The sequence below is a fragment of the Micromonospora sp. NPDC005237 genome, assembly GCF_040607775.1.
Lineage (GTDB): Bacteria > Actinomycetota > Actinomycetes > Mycobacteriales > Micromonosporaceae > Micromonospora.
This window is the reverse complement of sequence record NZ_JBEXHJ010000007.1, coordinates 161,470-175,928: the sequence shown is the minus strand read 5'-3', so window position 1 is coordinate 175,928 and position 14,459 is coordinate 161,470. Positions and strand designations below refer to the sequence as shown.

14 protein-coding genes are annotated in these 14,459 nt (G+C 74.1%); 4 read left to right on the top strand and 10 right to left on the bottom strand.

What is annotated here, in order from left to right; all coding sequences use genetic code 11:
* From ABZT87_RS20415 to ABZT87_RS20390, 6 genes are all read right to left on the bottom strand, one after another.
* On the bottom strand, positions 1-1,236 hold the full coding sequence (locus ABZT87_RS20415; RefSeq protein ID WP_355137367.1) for a phage tail sheath subtilisin-like domain-containing protein: 1,236 nt from the start codon (positions 1,234-1,236) through the stop codon (positions 1-3).
* Positions 1,237-1,259: 23 nt separating this feature from the next.
* Positions 1,260-1,958, bottom strand: coding sequence for a carboxypeptidase-like regulatory domain-containing protein (locus ABZT87_RS20410; RefSeq protein ID WP_355137365.1), 699 nt, complete (start codon positions 1,956-1,958; stop codon positions 1,260-1,262).
* Complete coding sequence (locus ABZT87_RS20405; protein WP_354862837.1) at positions 1,955-2,563, bottom strand: glycine zipper family protein; 609 nt, start codon at positions 2,561-2,563, stop codon at positions 1,955-1,957. The genes ABZT87_RS20410 and ABZT87_RS20405 overlap by 4 nt, the downstream gene beginning before the upstream one ends.
* Positions 2,564-2,574: 11 nt before the next feature.
* Positions 2,575-2,910, bottom strand: a complete 336-nt coding sequence (locus ABZT87_RS20400; protein ID WP_355065267.1) for a hypothetical protein — start codon at positions 2,908-2,910, stop codon at positions 2,575-2,577.
* 144 nt (positions 2,911-3,054) lie between these two features.
* Positions 3,055-3,885: a DUF3153 domain-containing protein gene (locus ABZT87_RS20395; RefSeq protein ID WP_355137363.1), complete on the bottom strand. Its 831-nt coding sequence runs from the start codon at positions 3,883-3,885 to the stop codon at positions 3,055-3,057.
* Between the two features lie 218 nt (positions 3,886-4,103).
* Positions 4,104-5,267 carry an FAD-dependent oxidoreductase gene (locus ABZT87_RS20390; protein ID WP_355137361.1) on the bottom strand — a complete coding sequence of 388 codons (1,164 nt, stop codon included), beginning with the start codon at positions 5,265-5,267 and terminating at the stop codon, positions 4,104-4,106.
* A gap of 66 nt (positions 5,268-5,333) precedes the next feature.
* On the opposite strand from ABZT87_RS20390, the gene ABZT87_RS20385 reads away from it, so the two are divergent.
* Both ABZT87_RS20385 and ABZT87_RS20380 read left to right on the top strand, forming a co-directional pair.
* The gene (locus tag ABZT87_RS20385) at positions 5,334-5,963 is read left to right on the top strand and encodes a TetR/AcrR family transcriptional regulator (RefSeq protein WP_355065272.1); all 630 of its coding nucleotides are present in this window, start codon (positions 5,334-5,336) and stop codon (positions 5,961-5,963) included.
* Between the two features lie 202 nt (positions 5,964-6,165).
* A complete protein-coding gene (locus tag ABZT87_RS20380; protein WP_355137359.1) occupies positions 6,166-7,290 on the top strand; it encodes an FUSC family protein in 1,125 nt (374 codons plus the stop codon).
* A gap of 4 nt (positions 7,291-7,294) precedes the next feature.
* Here ABZT87_RS20380 and ABZT87_RS20375 read toward each other — a convergent pair whose 3' ends face one another.
* Positions 7,295-8,029 carry a phospholipase gene (locus tag ABZT87_RS20375; RefSeq protein WP_355137357.1) on the bottom strand — a complete coding sequence of 245 codons (735 nt, stop codon included), beginning with the start codon at positions 8,027-8,029 and terminating at the stop codon, positions 7,295-7,297.
* Positions 8,030-8,104: 75 nt separating this feature from the next.
* On the bottom strand, positions 8,105-9,094 hold the full coding sequence (locus tag ABZT87_RS20370) for a LacI family DNA-binding transcriptional regulator (protein WP_355137355.1): 990 nt from the start codon (positions 9,092-9,094) through the stop codon (positions 8,105-8,107).
* A 161-nt stretch (positions 9,095-9,255) separates the two neighbouring features.
* Here ABZT87_RS20370 and ABZT87_RS20365 point away from each other — a divergent pair, with 161 nt between their 5' ends.
* A complete protein-coding gene (locus ABZT87_RS20365; RefSeq protein ID WP_355137353.1) occupies positions 9,256-10,518 on the top strand; it encodes an MFS transporter in 1,263 nt (420 codons plus the stop codon).
* Positions 10,519-10,591: 73 nt separating this feature from the next.
* Positions 10,592-11,488, top strand: coding sequence for an aldo/keto reductase (locus ABZT87_RS20360; protein WP_355137351.1), 897 nt, complete (start codon positions 10,592-10,594; stop codon positions 11,486-11,488).
* Between the two features lie 67 nt (positions 11,489-11,555).
* Here the strand turns inward: ABZT87_RS20360 and ABZT87_RS20355 are convergent, their stop codons facing one another.
* On the bottom strand, positions 11,556-12,218 hold the full coding sequence (locus ABZT87_RS20355) for a hypothetical protein (protein ID WP_355137349.1): 663 nt from the start codon (positions 12,216-12,218) through the stop codon (positions 11,556-11,558).
* 18 nt (positions 12,219-12,236) lie between these two features.
* The gene (gene helR / locus ABZT87_RS20350) at positions 12,237-14,399 is read right to left on the bottom strand and encodes an RNA polymerase recycling motor ATPase HelR (RefSeq protein WP_355137347.1); all 2,163 of its coding nucleotides are present in this window, start codon (positions 14,397-14,399) and stop codon (positions 12,237-12,239) included.
* Between the last annotated feature and the right edge of the window lie 60 nt (positions 14,400-14,459).

The window sequence follows — 14,459 nt, the reverse complement described above, 5'->3', positions numbered from 1 at the left end:
TCAGCCTCCGATCGTCTCGGTCTCGGTGCCGCCGGCCCACTGGCTCAACTTGAACACCACGAATTCGGCGGGCTTGACGACGGCGATGCCGATGTGGGCGATCACCATGCCGGCGTCGCGCACGTCCACCGGGTTGGTCTCCTCGTCGCACTTGACGAAGAACGCCTCCTCGGGGCTGCGCCCGAGCAGCGCGCCGTCGCGCCACACCCGGGTGAGGAACGCACCGATGTCGCGCCGGATCGAGCGCCAGAGGGTGAAGTCGTTCGGCTCGAAGACCATCCAGCGGGTGCCGTTGGCGATGGCCTGCTCGATGGCGATGCTGAGCCGCCGTACGTTGAGGTAGCGCCACTCGCTGGCCTCGGCGGCGAGCGTACGGGCGCCCCAGACGCGGATGCCCTCGCCGGCGAAGTAGCGGATCACGTTGACGCCCTTGGGGTTGAGCACGTCGTGCTCCGGGCGGGTGACCAGGTAGCCGAGGTTGACCGCGCCGCGGACGGGTTCGTTGGCCGGCGCCTTGTGCACGCCCCGCAGGGCGTCGGTGCGGGCCCAGATGCCGGCGAGGTGCCCGCTCGGCGGGGTGAGTTCCAACTCCCCGCTGATCGGGTCGCGTACCTCGATCCACGGGTAGTAGAACGCGCCGAACTCGGACTGCCGGGGCCGGTACGCCGGTCCCTCGCCGCCGCCGGACCCACCGGGTCCCGCGCTGCCGGCCGCGCCCTCGGCGGGCTTGGGCGGCTTGCCGGACGACGGGGTGGCGACCCGGGTCAGCGCGGAGATGTCGTCGATGTCCGGGGCCGGGTCGCAGATCGCCACCATGGTGCGGGTGCGCTCGGCCATGCTGAGCAGCGCCTCGTGGGACACCACGTCGGAAAAGCCCGGAGCGGCGATGATGGAGATCTCGTCGATGGCCTCCAGCAGTTGCAGGCCACCGCGTCGCTGGCCGGTGCCGGTGATGGCGCCGCCCTCGCCGACGTTGACCACCCAGCATCGGGCGCCCCCGTTGTCCAGAAAACCGAAGACGGCCCGGGCCAGTGGGGTGCTCTCGATCTGGTTCCCGTCGGCGAAGAGCCGCAGGAACTCGGTCCAGTTGTTGACCGGTACCGCCTTGCCCAGGTGGGCGCTGCGGTTCGGGGCGACGCCGACGAACGCGGCGATGCTGGTGCTCGCCGGTCCGATCGGTCGGGCGCCGCTGGGGACCTCCTCGACGTAGATGCCGGGGGAGAAGTAGCTGGGCATCGGTCCTCCTGTGCGGGTGGGCGTCAGTGGGTCGGTGGTGCGCAGACGATGACGATGTCGTCCTCGCCGGCGTCGACGTCGGCGGTGAGCACGAGACCGCGCCCGCTGAGCCGCAGCCGTACCGGGCCGGGGTGTTCGGGGTCGTGCGGGACCCCGGCGATCAGGAACCGGCCGTCGGGGCCGGTGCGGGTCGCGGACGCGGTGCCGGGCAGTTCGACGCGCATGGCGGCGAGCGGTTGGTCCGCGGGGCCGACCACCCGGCCGGCGAGGGTGCGCATCGACAGCTGGCGCAGCCGTAGCGGTTGCAGGACCGGCGGCGCGGCCGGCGTCGGGTGCTCCACCTGCGTGGGCACGTCGATCAGCAGCGCCGGTCGGGGCGCGGCGTCGAACGCGTTCCACAGCGCGGCGTCGCCGGCCTCCAGCACCACCGGGTAGCTGCCGTCGCTGGTCGCGGCGGTGAGCACCCGGTCCAGGACGGCCAGCCCGGCCGGCCCGGCCACGCAGAGCAGGTAGCGGACCGTGAACCGGTACGGCTCGCGGACCGCGCCGCTGGAGCGCGTCTGCTGGGCCGGGCGCAGTTCGAGGGGCCACAGGGTCAGCCCGTCGGCGTCGACGCCCGCGTGGGGCGGGCCGATCGGGACGGGTTGCCCCGCCACGCCGGTCAGCCATGCGGCCAGCTCGGCGGTGGCCGTCTCGATCGGTCCGCGCCCGTCGGTGGTCATCGCGGCGGCGTCCCCTGGATCCGGTACGCGATGGCCTCGTTCCACACGTGCGGGTAGACGCCGATCTCGAAGTAGCGGGTGAACCGGTTGATCGGCGCGTTGGTGTGGTCGTGGTAGAGCAGCCAGACCGGCGCGATGGTGAACAGCACGTAGTTCGCCAGCACCAGCGGGATGTAGAGCGGGCCGAGCAGCCGCGCCTGGAAGATGTGCACGTCCTCGTGGCGCTGGATGCCGGAGCTGGAGCCGGCGCAGACGGTGCCGATGGTGGTGGCGTAGCGGGGTGAGACGCCCTCCACCACGCTGACCCGGCCGCTGCCGGCCGAGGTGGGCCGGTCCAGCGAGTGCCCGAAGATCAGGTGCACGGCCAGGTAGATGGCCCCGACGATCGTGTTGAGCAGGCTCCACGTGTGGTCGACGACGAAGAGGAAGATGCCGCGGGCGTCCGGCGCGTACACCCCGGCGGAGGTGACCGCCCAGCCGAACGCCGCGCCGATGAGCAGGCCCACGACGGCGCCGATGAGCAGGCCGACCGGGCCGCCGGCCAGGAGGCCGAGGACGGCGCCGAGACCCACCTGGATCGCCGCGCTGAGAATTCCGAAGATCATGACGTCACTCCTCAGACCCACGAGCGGAAGACACGGGGCTCGCGACCGCTCGCGAGCTGGGTGGGCGTCGCCTGCCGGTTGCCGGGCGGGAACTGGTTGACGCCGAGCGCGGCGGAGAAGATCACCAGCGCGTTGAAGAACGCGATGACCCACTTCTCGCCGCCGGCGTCGTCGGCGAAGGCCGCGGTCAGGTAGGACAGCAGCAGCGCGATGGCGATGGCGATCCACTTGCGGAGCTTGTCGCCGCTCGGGCCGATGAGCCCGCCGATGACGTTGGTGGCCAGCAGGGTGGCGGCGCTCGCGCCGGCGATGGTCCCCAGGGCGGCCCAGGTGAAGAGATCGTTCACGGCGATCCCCCTTTTCTGCGATGGTGCGACCGGGATGTGGTGGTGGTGAGGGCCGGTGCTCCGCGGGGGGAGCACCGGCGCCGGTCGCCGTCGTCGCGGGCGGCCGGGGCCGGACGTGGCCGGCGGGGCCGGCCACCGGATGGATCAGCCGGGCCCGGGAGCGCCGGCGGGCGGGCCCGGCGAGGTCGGCCCAGTCGGCCCGGGTGCGGTCGGCCCGGGTGCGGTCGCGCCGGGTGCGGTCGCGCCGGGTGCGGCCGGCGCCGTCGGGCGACGGCGGCGCAGCAGGAGTACGCCCACCGCGGCGAGCACCAGCAGCAGGAGTACGCCGCCGCCGACCAGCAGCCACGGGAAACCGCCGGAGTCGGAGGCGGCGGCTGCCGGTGACGCCCAGGGGCGGGGCGGGGCCTCGGCGACGGCCCGCAGTTCGATCGGCTTGTCCTGGTTGGAGTCGACCTTCCAGGTGACCGACCTGCCGTTGACGGTGCCATTGGTGTCGATCACCCGACCGGGAAACGTCACCGAGATCTCGAACGACATCAGCTTGAGGAAAGCCTGCTGTTGTTGAGGATTCTGCTGGGCAATTTTCCCGCCGTATTTCTTCGGGTCCAGCGGTAACGTGAATCGGTAGAAGTCGCCGTCTCGGACCAGTTTGACGCTCTCGCTGTCGAAGCTCGCCAGCGGTGCCCTGCGGTAACTGATCTGGGTGCCGAAGAGTTTGCCGTCCTCGTAGCTGGTCTCCTCGCCCGGCGGCAGCGCCGGAATGTTCTGCCGCAGCTCGGCGAAGGCCGCCGGGATGTTCTTGTTCCGGGCACTCAGCAGGGACTTCTGGGCGGTTAGCAGCAACTGCCCGTCGACCGTGTCATCGGCGTTGACGGTGAGCCCGATGTTGAGTTGCATGCAGCCGCTCAACGCGGCGAGAAGAAGGAGGCACACCGCGACGCGGAGTGCCCTACCGCGGTTGACGCTCCTGTTCATGCGCTCAGTGTGTGTGATCGCTTTCACCATGAGCAGTCAGCGATCGGTCACAAGGCAGTCGCCGATTGTACCGGCGCACTGTCGTATTCGACCGAGGTGGGAAGCGGCGCAAAAGAATAAACTGGAGTTTTGCGTCCCGGTGTGCCCGACCCCGGGCTGAGTCGATGATCGTGGCCGGCTGAGTGGCCGACTGAGTGGCCGGCTGGGTGGCCGCTCTCTCAGCCCGCCGGTGGTCGCCAGTCGACCTGCCGGGTCATGCCGCGCAGGACGGCGCCGGCCGGCATCAGTCGCAGCGCGGCACCGCGCACGGCGAGGGCGAGCGGGTTGCGCAGTTGTTGGCCGTACCGGCCGGCGCGCAGCGAGGCACGGGCGATGGCCTGGCTGCGGGGGCGACGCTGCTCGTCGTACGCCGCCAGGGCGGCCGGCAGCCCCTCTGCGCCGCCGGAGCAGGCCGCGCCGAGCACGACCGCGTCCTCGATCGCCTGCCCGGCGCCCTGCCCGAGGTTCGGCGTCATCGCGTGGGCCGCGTCGCCGAGCAGCGCCACCCGTCCCCGCACGTACGAGGGCAGCGCCGTGGCCAGGTGGTGGATGTCGTTGCGCAGGACCACCCCGGGTGGGGTCGCCGCCAGCAGCGCGGGAATGGGCTCGTGCCAGGCGCCGAAGTGGTCCCGTACGGCCGCCAGTTCGTCCGGGGCATGGCCACCGGGCGGAGCGTTGAGTGCCGCGTCCCAGTAGACCTGGCCCTCGCCGAGCGGCACCATGCCGAACTCGGCGGCCGGGCCCCAGGTGATCGCCGTCGGGATCGGGTCGGGGAACGCGACGGCGGCCCGCCAGGCCGTCGAGCCCGCGTACACCGGGGCCGGGATCTCCGGCCAGAGCTGGGTGCGCAGTCGGCTGTGCAGGCCGTCGGCGCCGACGACCAGGTCGGCGTCGAGGGTTCGTGGGCCGTCGGGCCCGTGGTGGCGCACCGTGGCGCGGTCGGGTTCGGACTCGACGTGCTCGACCTCGGCTCCGGTGTGCAGCGACGACGCGGGCAGCGCCTCGCGCAGGATGCGGTGCAGGGTGGCCCGGTGGATGCCGAGCGCGCTGGTGCCGAGCTGCCGGATCATCTCCGCCGCGTCCACCCGGGACAGCCACCGGCCCCGCCGGTCCCGGATCCCGCCGGGGGCCTCGGCGTGCGCGCTGGACCGCAGCGCCGGGCTCAGACCGAGGGAGTCCAGGGCGCGCAGCGAGTTGGCCATCAGGGTCAGCCCGGCGCCCACCTCGCGTAGTTCGGGGGCGCGTTCCAGCACGGTCACCCGCCACCCGTGCCGGTGCAGGGCGAGGGCCGCGCTCAGCCCGCCGATGCCGCCGCCGACCACGACCGCGTGTGGCTCGCCCATGTCCCCACCCTTCTACATCTGTAGAAGAGTGATACTACCTGCGGACCTCGACGCCGAAGGAGACCCGTGACGGCCCGCGCCAACCGGATCGCGCTGCTGACCGACGCCGCCATCGAGCTGATCGCCGACGGCGGGATGCGGGCGCTGACCCACCGGGCCGTCGACGGTCGCGCCGGGCTGCCAGCCGGCACCACCTCCGCGTACCTGCGCACCCGGCAGGCACTGATCGAGGCGGTGGTGGAACGCCTCGCCGAGCGGGAACGGACCGACCTGGCCGCGTACGACCTGCCGACCGGCCCGCCCTCCCCGACGCCGGGTCCCCGGCTCGACGGCGACGACCTCGACCGGCTCGCCGCCGGGGTAGCCGAGGTTCTCGACCGCTGGCTGAGCACCGGACGCAGCCGGACGCTGGCCCGCTACGCTTGTCTGCTGGAGGCGGTCCACCGCCCCGAACTGCGCGGCATCCTGCACCACGGCACCGGCATGCGGGCACAGGCACGGGACCTGCTGACCCGGGCCGGGGCCACCGATCCCGACCGGCAGGGCGACCAGTTCGTCGCCTTCGTCGACGGTCTGCTCTTCGACCGTCTGGTCGGCGCCGGCGCGCTCACCGCCCCGCACCCCGGCGGCCCGGCCAGCCGCGCCGACCTCGCGGGCGCCGTCCGTACGCTGCTGCGCGCCTTGACCAGCAGTTGAGCCTCGGGCCGGTGCGCCGACCCGCAGCGCGTACTGCGGGTCGACCACCGAGCCCGGCAGGACGGCGCGGCGACCGTCGCGCAGCCCGGTGAGCGGGTCGATCACGCGATGGTGAACGATCGCGAGGGGCGCTCCGGGCCGCCGGAAGGGCGCGGGCGATCATGGACCCCCGGCGTGCGGTCGAGGTGAGCGGAGGTGGGCGATGGCGTGGTTCGGAGGCCTGCGGGTCGCCGCTCACCGGCTGCGGCAGGGCTGGCGGCCGGTGCTGGAGGCGACCGTCGCGGCGACCGTGGCCTGGCTGCTCGCCACCCGCCTGCTCGGGTATCCGCAGCCCTTCTTCGCGCCGGCCGCCGCGCTGATCGTGCTCGGCCAGGCCCGCGGGCAGCGGATCCGGCGGGCCGTCGAGGTCGTACTCGGGGTGGCCGCCGGAGTGCTCGTCGCAGACCTGGTCGTGCAGGCGCTCGGCCCGGGCACCACGTGGACGGTCGGCACCGTCATCCTGCTCACCGTCCTGCTCGCGGTCGCCTTCGGCGCCACCGGCGTGACCCTGGTCCAGGCCGCGGTCTCCGCGCTCTACCTGGTGGTGGTCGCGCCACCGGACGGGTCGCTGGTGCCGTTCCGCTTCGTCGACGCGCTGGTCGGCGGCGCGGTCGCGCTCGCGGTCAGCCTCCTCGTCGACGCCCGGCACCCGCTCGCCCCCCTCGTCGCCGAGGTGCGGCGGACCTTCGACGAGTTGGCCGGCCTGGTGGGCGGGATCGCCGACGCGCTGGACGGTCGCGACGAGTCGGCGGCGATGGCCGCGTTGACGCGGGCCCGGGGCATGGACGCCCGGGTCGACGGGCTGCGCGAGGGCGTGCTCGCCGCCGGTGAGGCGCTGCGGCTCAACGTGCGCCGGCGTCGGCACATCGGCCGGCTGCGGTCGGTGGACGAGTCGATCCGGCAGACCGACTACGTGGTCCGCAACGTCCGGGTGCTGGCCCGCGCCGGGGTGACGCTCAGTCGACTGCGGACCCCGACGCCGCCGGAGCTGGGCGGGGCGCTGCGCTGCCTGGTCGAGGCGGTCCGGGAGGCCGGCGCGGCGCTCGCCGCCGACCTGGACGGGCGGGAGGAGGCCGCCGACCAGCACGCCGTCCGGGCGGACGAGGCGGCGCTGGCCGCCGTCCGCACGGCCGGGCAGCTCTTCGGGTCGACCCAGACCCTCCCACTCGCCATGATCATCGGTCAGATCCGGGCGACGGCCATCGACCTGCTGCGGGGCGTGCACCCCGACGACGACGCCGCCGTCCTGGCCCGCGTGGACGAGGCCCTCGGCCTGCCCGTCGTGTGACCCCTCACCGCGTCCCTGCGCTCGGGTCTTCCCCGGTGGCGGCGGTGAGCCATCCGGTGGCGCTCGCGCGGATCGGGGCGGGGACGTCGTGGCCGTCGGGGAACTCCTCGTAGGTGACGTCGTAGCCGAGGCCACGCAGGTGCGGCACGAAGCGGCGGCTGCACACGTCGATCGGCAGGACGCGGTCGTCCACCCCGTGCGAGACGAAGATCCGCGGCCGGCCCCGGATGCGCGGCGGCGCGGCGAAGCCGGGGGAGAAGGCCAGCACCGCGTCCACCAGGTCGCCGTTGGCCAGGCCCAGTGAGAGGGCGTACGAGGCCCCGTCGGAGAAACCGCCCAGCGTCACACCGCTGACGGGGTAGCCGTCGAACGCGCTGGCCAGCAGCGCGTCGATGTGCTGCACGTCCACCCCGAAGCCGCCGGCGAGCAGGTCCCAGCTGGCCCCCGACGACTGCGGGGCGACCAGCAGCAGGTGATGCACGTCCGCCACCGAGAGCAGCAGGTCCAGGCCCTGCCGCGCGGAGCCGCCCGCCCCGTGCAGCAGCACCACCAGCCGGTACGCGGCGCCGTCGGCCGCCGGCTCCGGCACGTACGCCATCGCCGGCCGGCCGCCGTCGCCGCCGGGCAGCGGCACGAGGCCGGTGGGACCCGACACCACCGGCGGGTGCGGGCGGGTGGTCAACCGGCCGTGCCGGGGACCCTGCGCGGACGCTCCGGTCGGCGGCGCGGAGTCGGACACGGGCCACCACTCCTCGCGGTCGGCGAAAGGTGCGAGGCGGTTACCCGACCGGCCGCCGGTTAACCGGCGGCCAGCTCAGGCGCTGTCGCGGGTCACCAGGGCGGACGGGAAGAGCGTCGCCGGCGCGGCCGGGCGGCCGGCCAGCACGGCGGTGGCCGCCGCGGTGGCGATCCGGCCCACGGGGTGGCTCGCGGTGGTCAACGCCGGCGCGGTCATGCCGGCCAGCGGGATGTCGTCGAAGCCGGCCACCGCGACGTCACCAGGCACCCGCACACCGCCCTCGCGGAGCGCCGCGATGACCCCGAGCGCGGTCTCGTCGCTGATCGCGTAGATCGCGTCGACGTCCGGCCAGCGGCGCAGAGCCTCGCCGGCCGCCGCCCGGCCACGCGCCGCCGTGAAGTCCCCGTCGACCACCCGCTCGGGTAGGCCGGCCTGGCGCATCAGGTGGCGGTACGCCTGCACGGGGCGCTGCGAGCACGGCAGCCACGCCGGACCGGTCACCATGGCGATCCGGCGGCGGCCCGTCGCGTACAGGTGGCGCAGCACCGCGCCGGCGCCCGCGGTGTTGTCGACGTCGAACGACGGCACCACGGCCGAGCCGATGCCGATCGAGGCGACCCGGCCGTGCAGCGAGCGGGGTACGGCGTCCAGCAGGGCATCGGTGGTGTTGACCAGCACGACGCCGCACACGCTGCGGTCGGCGGCGAGCCGGTCCAGGCCGCGTGGGTCGCCCAGCGGCAGCCAGTGCAGCGCCACCCCGACGCCGGCCGGCGCGCACACCCGGGCGGCCGAGCCGACCACCCGGTGGACGTACGGGTCGTCCAACACCGCCGCGCTGGTCCCCGCGACGGCCACCACCAGACGTACGCCGCCGCCACGCACCAGCGCTCGGGCGGCCGGGTTGGGCACGTAACCCAACTGGTCGGCGGCCGTCACCACGCGCTCCCGAGCGGCCGGTGAGGCGAACCCCGTCCCGGCGATCACCCGCGAGGCCGTGGACCGGGACACCCCGGCGGCCCGGGCGACGTCCTCCAGAGTGGCTGGCCGGTGTGCCGCTGCCGTCATCGTGCCCTCCCCCCGGCGCCCGCCCGGGGCGGGCGTACGCCTGCCAGGAATCATCCCCCGGCCTGCGCGTCTCCGGTAAGGGGCCAACCCGCTTGTGGTGGTAGCGCTCTCAGGTGTGCGATCGTGCCAGGAGATCACCCCGAGGAAGAGGACCCAGCCCTGTGAGCGCCCCCACCAGCCCGGCCGTCGCCCCGGACACCACCGTTCCGGCGCGGATCGTCCGGCTCGCCCGCAACGGCGTCGCCGTCACCTTCACCCTGAACGGCCTGGCCGTCGGCAGCTGGTTCTCCCGGGTGCCGGCCGTCCGCGAGGCGCTGGATCTCTCCGCCGGGCGCCTCGGCCTCCTGCTGCTGGCGATGAGCGTGGGCGCCCTGCTCGCCATGCCGACCTCCGGGCTACTCGCCCAGCGCCTCGGCTCGGCCCGCACCGTGACGATCGCCACCGTGCTGGTCGCGGTCGGCCTGATCGTGGCCGGGCTGGGCGCGACGGTCGCCGGGTCGTCCGTCGTCGTCGGGCTGGGGCTGGTCGCCTTCGGCTACGGCTCCGGCGCCTGCGACGTGGCGATGAACGTCGAGGGCGCCACGGTGGAGCGGCGGTTGGGGCGTACCGTCATGCCCCGCTTCCACGCGGCCTGGAGTCTCGGGTCGGTGGCCGGCGCGGGCCTCGGCGCCGGAGCCGCCCGCCTGGACGTGCCGGTCGGCGCTCACCTCGCCGCGGTGGCGGTGGTGGTGCTCGTCGGCACCGTGCTCGCCTCCCGGATGTTCCTGCCCCAACCGGGCGTCGAAGCAGGCAACCAGACGGCGGACACCAGCCCGGCCGGCCGCCGCCGGGCCCAGCTCGCCGCCTGGCGGGAGCCGCGCACCCTGCTCATCGGGCTGTTCGTGCTGGTGGCCGCGTTCACGGAGGGCAGCGCCAACGACTGGCTGGCGGTCGCTTTCGTGGACGGCCGGGACCTGAGCGAGGCGGCCGGAGCGGCGGTCTTCGGCGTGTTCGTCGTCGGTATGACCATCGGGCGCACCGCGGGCACCATCGCGCTGGACCGCTGGGGTCGGGTGCCGGTGCTCAGCGGCACCCTGCTGCTCGCCGCTGCCGGCGCCGGCCTGGCCGTGCTGGCCGGCTCGGGGCCGGTGGCCATCGTCGGCGTCGCGTTGTGGGGTCTCGGCGCGTCGCTGGGCTTCCCGGTCGGCATGAGCGCGGCGGCCGACGAGGAGGCGCACGCGGCGGTGCGGGTCAGCGTGGTCGCGGTGATCGGCTACACGGCCTTCCTAGGCGGGCCGCCGCTGTTGGGCCTGCTCGGTGACCACGTCGGCACCCTGCGGGCGCTGCTGGTGGTGCCGCTGCTGCTCCTGCCGACGCTGGCGCTGGTGCCGGCGCTGCGCCCGCCGCGAGCCGACGAGCAGGCTCCGGCAGCACAGAAAAACTAACCCAGATCGCGGCGTGGCGGTATCGGGTGCGCGGCCGAGTGCGTCGCGCGCCCGCGCTGGCTACGGTCGCCCGATGCCAACCGACGAGATCACCGCCGCCGCGGCGGGCAGCTGGACCCTGGGCGACCGCACCGTGCACCGGATGGGCTTCGGCTCGATGCGGATCACCGCGAACCCCGACCGCGAGCGTGCGATCGCGCTGCTGCGCCGCGCCGTGGAGTGGGGCGTCAACCACATCGACACGGCCGCGTTCTACGTCTCGCCCGGCGGAACCCTGCGGGTGGGCACCGGCCCCGCCCGGTACGCCACCGAGCTGATCCGCGCGGCGCTCGCCCCGTACTCCGAGGATCTGGTCATCGCCACCAAGGTCGGCTTCGGCTACGACCCGGTGACCGGATTCAGCGAGGCGGAAACCCCGGCGCAGCTGCGCGCCCAGGTCGAGGAGAACCTGCGACGCCTCGGCCGCGACCGGCTGGACGTGGTGAACCTGCGGCTCGGCCGGGGGCCGGGCGCGGTGCCGTTGGCCGAGCGGTTCGGCGCCCTGGCCGAGCTGCGCGCCGCCGGGCTGATCCGGCATCTCGGGCTGTCCAACGTCCGGCCCGAGCAGGTGGACGAGGTGGCGGGCATCGCGCCCGTGGTCTGCGTGCAGAACAACTACGGCCTGGACGCGTACCGGGAGCAGGACGCCTTCGTCCGCGCCTGCGGCGAGCGGGGCATCGCCTACGTGCCCTTCTTCGCGCTGGCCGGCACCGGTCGGGAGGCGGGTGCGAGCGCCGCGCAGGGCGGGGCCGTCGAGGCGGTCGCCCGGGCCCACGGCGTCACCCCCCAGCAGGTACGCCTGGCCTGGACGCTGCACCAGGGCCCGCACGTCCTCGCGATCCCCGGCACCGGAGACCCGGCCCACCTGCGGGAGAACATCGCCGCCGCCGCGCTACGCCTAACCCCCGAGGACCTGAACCGCCTCCCCTGACCCCCGCCCCCGGTGATCATGAAGTTATTGCCATCGATGCCGGCGTGTCGCGCCGATAACTTCATGATCACCGGAGCCAGACCCGGAGGGGGCCCGCAGGGAGGAAGCCGGCTCGGCGGGCGGGTGGTAGGTCGGGGGTGGTCTCGTAGCCGACCAGGGGTACGCCGGGCAGGGTGGCGGGGATCGCCTGCCAGATCTCGTCCGGGTCGTCGGTGTGGGTGAACAGGTTGGAGACGCCGGCCGGGTCGTCGCCGCTGACCACCGCCCCGCCGACGACAGCGCCCCGCTCGTCATGGCGGGCCAGCACCCGGATGCGCGGGTCGGCCAGCAGCGCCGGGCGAAACAGTTCCCCGCCGCCGTGCGCGCTCGCCCAGGCCGCCAGCCCTTCCGGAGTGGTGACCGGCGTGAGCGGCGGGCCGGCCGGCGGGTCGGTCGACGGGCGGTGGATCCACTGCGCGTCGAAGAGCACCCGGAACCCGTACGCCGAGAGGTCGAGGTCGGCGAAGCTGTCCTTCACCGACGCGCCGGGCCCGACGTCGATCCGCGCCAGCAGCGTCTCGGGGTCGACGTCGGGGCGCAGGGTGACCGCGTCCGGATACCAGGGTGGGGAGCGGCGGGGCACCGACCACGCCTCGGCGTCGATCCGGCCGGCCAGCCCGTGGCTGGCGCACACGGCGTCGCACCATTGCGCGTTGTTGTGCGCCGCCGCCTCCCGCACGTTCGTCGACACGCCCGGCAGCCTATGAGGTCAGGAGCCGGTGAGGACGACGAGTCGCTGGGTCGCGCGGGTCATCGCGACGTACCGGTCGACCGCACCCTGGATGCCCTCGCCGAACGTCTCCGGGTCGACGAGGACGACCAGGTCGAACTCCAGCCCCTTGGACAGTTCCGGGCTCAGCGACCGGACGCGATTCGTCGCCGGCCGGAAGGTGGGCTCGCCGATGACGCAGGCGATCCCGTCGGCGTGCTCCGCGAGCCAGCCGTCGACGATCGCGTCCAGCTCGCGCACCGACCCGTGGATCACCGGAATCCCGTTGCCGCGGATCGAGGTCGGCACGTTCGCGTCCGGGAGCACGGCGCGGATGACCGGCTCGGCCTGCTCCATGACCTCCCGTGGCGTCCGGTAGTTGATGCTCAGCGAGGTCAGGGTGACCCGGTCGAGGCCGATGCGCCTCAGTCGTTCCGGCCACGACTCCGTGAACCCGTGCCGGGCCTGGGCGCGGTCCCCGACGATGGTGAAGCTGCGCGCCGGGCAGCGCGACAGCAGCATCTGCCACTGCGCGTCGGTCAGCTCCTGCGCCTCGTCCACGACGATGTGCGCGAACGGGCCGGCCAGCAGATCCGCGTCGGCGCTGGGGAGTACGGCCTCGTCGACCAGCGCGTCCTGCAGGTCCAGTTGGCGCAGGCTCGACAGCACACCCTCACCGTCGTCGTACGCGTGAGCCTCGATCAGCTCGTCGACGACCGTCGCCATGCGCGCGCGTTCGGCGGCGATGGCGGCCTCGTGGCGGCGCGTACGCCGGGACGCCTCCGGGTCGCCGAGCCGCTGCCGTGCCGCGTCCAGCAGCGGCAGGTCGGACACCGTCCAGGCGCGGGCGTCGACGCGTTGGAGCCGGCGGATGTCCTCGGGGCCGAGCCAGGGGGCGCACCTGCGCAGATAGGCGGGTACCGACCACAGGTCGGCGACGATGTCGGTCGCCTCGAGCAGCGGCCAGGCGCGGTTGAACGCCGTACGCAGGTCCCGGTTGCGCAGCAGCGACCCGCGTACCAGGTCGTCCGACTCGTCGCCGTCGTACCTCCCGAGCAGGATCGCCAGCAGCTCCTCCCAGATCTCGTCCCGCGCCTCGTTGTGCGGGGTGCCGGGTCCGGGCGCCTCGAACGCCTGGGCCCAGTCGTCCGCGCTCAGCCGCACGTCGGTGTCGCCGGCCGTGACCGTCATCGCCGTGGTCGGCGGCTCCTCGTAGAACCGCACGGCCGCCTCGATCGCCCGGACCAGGTCCGCCGAGGACTTCAGGCGGGCCACGTCCGGATCGGCCTCGACCGTCGCCGCGGCGCCCTGGGGTACGAGGTCGCGCAGGGTGCAGGTCTGCACGTCCTCCTCGCCGAGGCTGGGCAGAACGTCGGCGACGTACGCCAGGTAGGGCTCGTGCGGCCCGACGAACAGCACCCCGCCGCGCCGGTGCCCGAGGCGGGGGTCGGAGTAGAGCAGGTACGCGGTGCGGTGCAGGGCCACGACGGTCTTGCCCGTGCCCGGACCGCCGTCGACGACGAGAGCGCCGCGCGATCCGGCCCGGATGATGGCGTCCTGGTCGGCCTGGATGGTGCCGAGCACGTCGCGCATCCGGGCCGACCGGTTGCCGCCGAGGCTGGCGATGAACGCGGACTGGTCGTCCAGCGCCGCGTGCCCCTCGAACCCGTCCGGGGTGAACACCTCGTCCCAGTAGTCGCTGATCCGGCCGAGCGTCCAGCGGTACCGACGCCGGCTCGCCAGGCCCATCGGGTTGGCGTGGGTCGCCCCGAAGAACGGCTCGGCCGCCGGGGAGCGCCAGTCGAGCAGCAGCCGCCGACCGTTGCCGTCGGTGAGGCCGAAGCGTCCGATGTAGACCGGCTCGGGGTCGTCCGCGCTGACGATGCGCCCGAGGCACAGGTCCAGACCGAAGCGCCGCAGGGCGCGCAGGCGAGCGGTCAGCCGGCGGATCTCCTCGTCCCGGACTACCGCCTGGCGGCCCTTGCCGGCGGGTGCCCGGCGCTCGGCGTCGAGGCGGTCGGACAGCTCGGCGATCGACTGCTCCAGGCTCGCCGCGATGACGGCGAAGTGCTGCTCGTCACGGTCGATCAGCGCCGGGTCGGCCTTGGCGGCGAGGTTGTCGGGAAGGTCGAACGCGCTGGCCGCCGCCGACGAGTTGTGCATGTATTGGCTCCCGTTTCCGCAGGTCCTGGCCTTGGACGGGCAATTCTGCGGTACACCTGG

Bases quoted from the DNA above. Each gene is read 5' to 3' on its own strand.
- ABZT87_RS20415 (WP_355137367.1), bottom strand. From the start codon at position 1,236: ATGCCCAGCTACTTCTCCCCCGGCATCTACGTCGAGGAGGTCCCCAGC.
- ABZT87_RS20410 (WP_355137365.1), bottom strand. From the start codon at position 1,958: ATGACCACCGACGGGCGCGGACCGATCGAGACGGCCACCGCCGAGCTG.
- ABZT87_RS20405 (WP_354862837.1), bottom strand. From the start codon at position 2,563: ATGATCTTCGGAATTCTCAGCGCGGCGATCCAGGTGGGTCTCGGCGCC.
- ABZT87_RS20395 (WP_355137363.1), bottom strand. From the start codon at position 3,885: ATGAACAGGAGCGTCAACCGCGGTAGGGCACTCCGCGTCGCGGTGTGC.
- ABZT87_RS20390 (WP_355137361.1), bottom strand. From the start codon at position 5,267: ATGGGCGAGCCACACGCGGTCGTGGTCGGCGGCGGCATCGGCGGGCTG.
- ABZT87_RS20380 (WP_355137359.1), top strand. From the start codon at position 6,166: ATGGCGTGGTTCGGAGGCCTGCGGGTCGCCGCTCACCGGCTGCGGCAG.
- ABZT87_RS20370 (WP_355137355.1), bottom strand. From the start codon at position 9,094: ATGACGGCAGCGGCACACCGGCCAGCCACTCTGGAGGACGTCGCCCGG.
- ABZT87_RS20360 (WP_355137351.1), top strand. From the start codon at position 10,592: ATGCCAACCGACGAGATCACCGCCGCCGCGGCGGGCAGCTGGACCCTG.
- helR (WP_355137347.1), bottom strand. From the start codon at position 14,399: ATGCACAACTCGTCGGCGGCGGCCAGCGCGTTCGACCTTCCCGACAAC.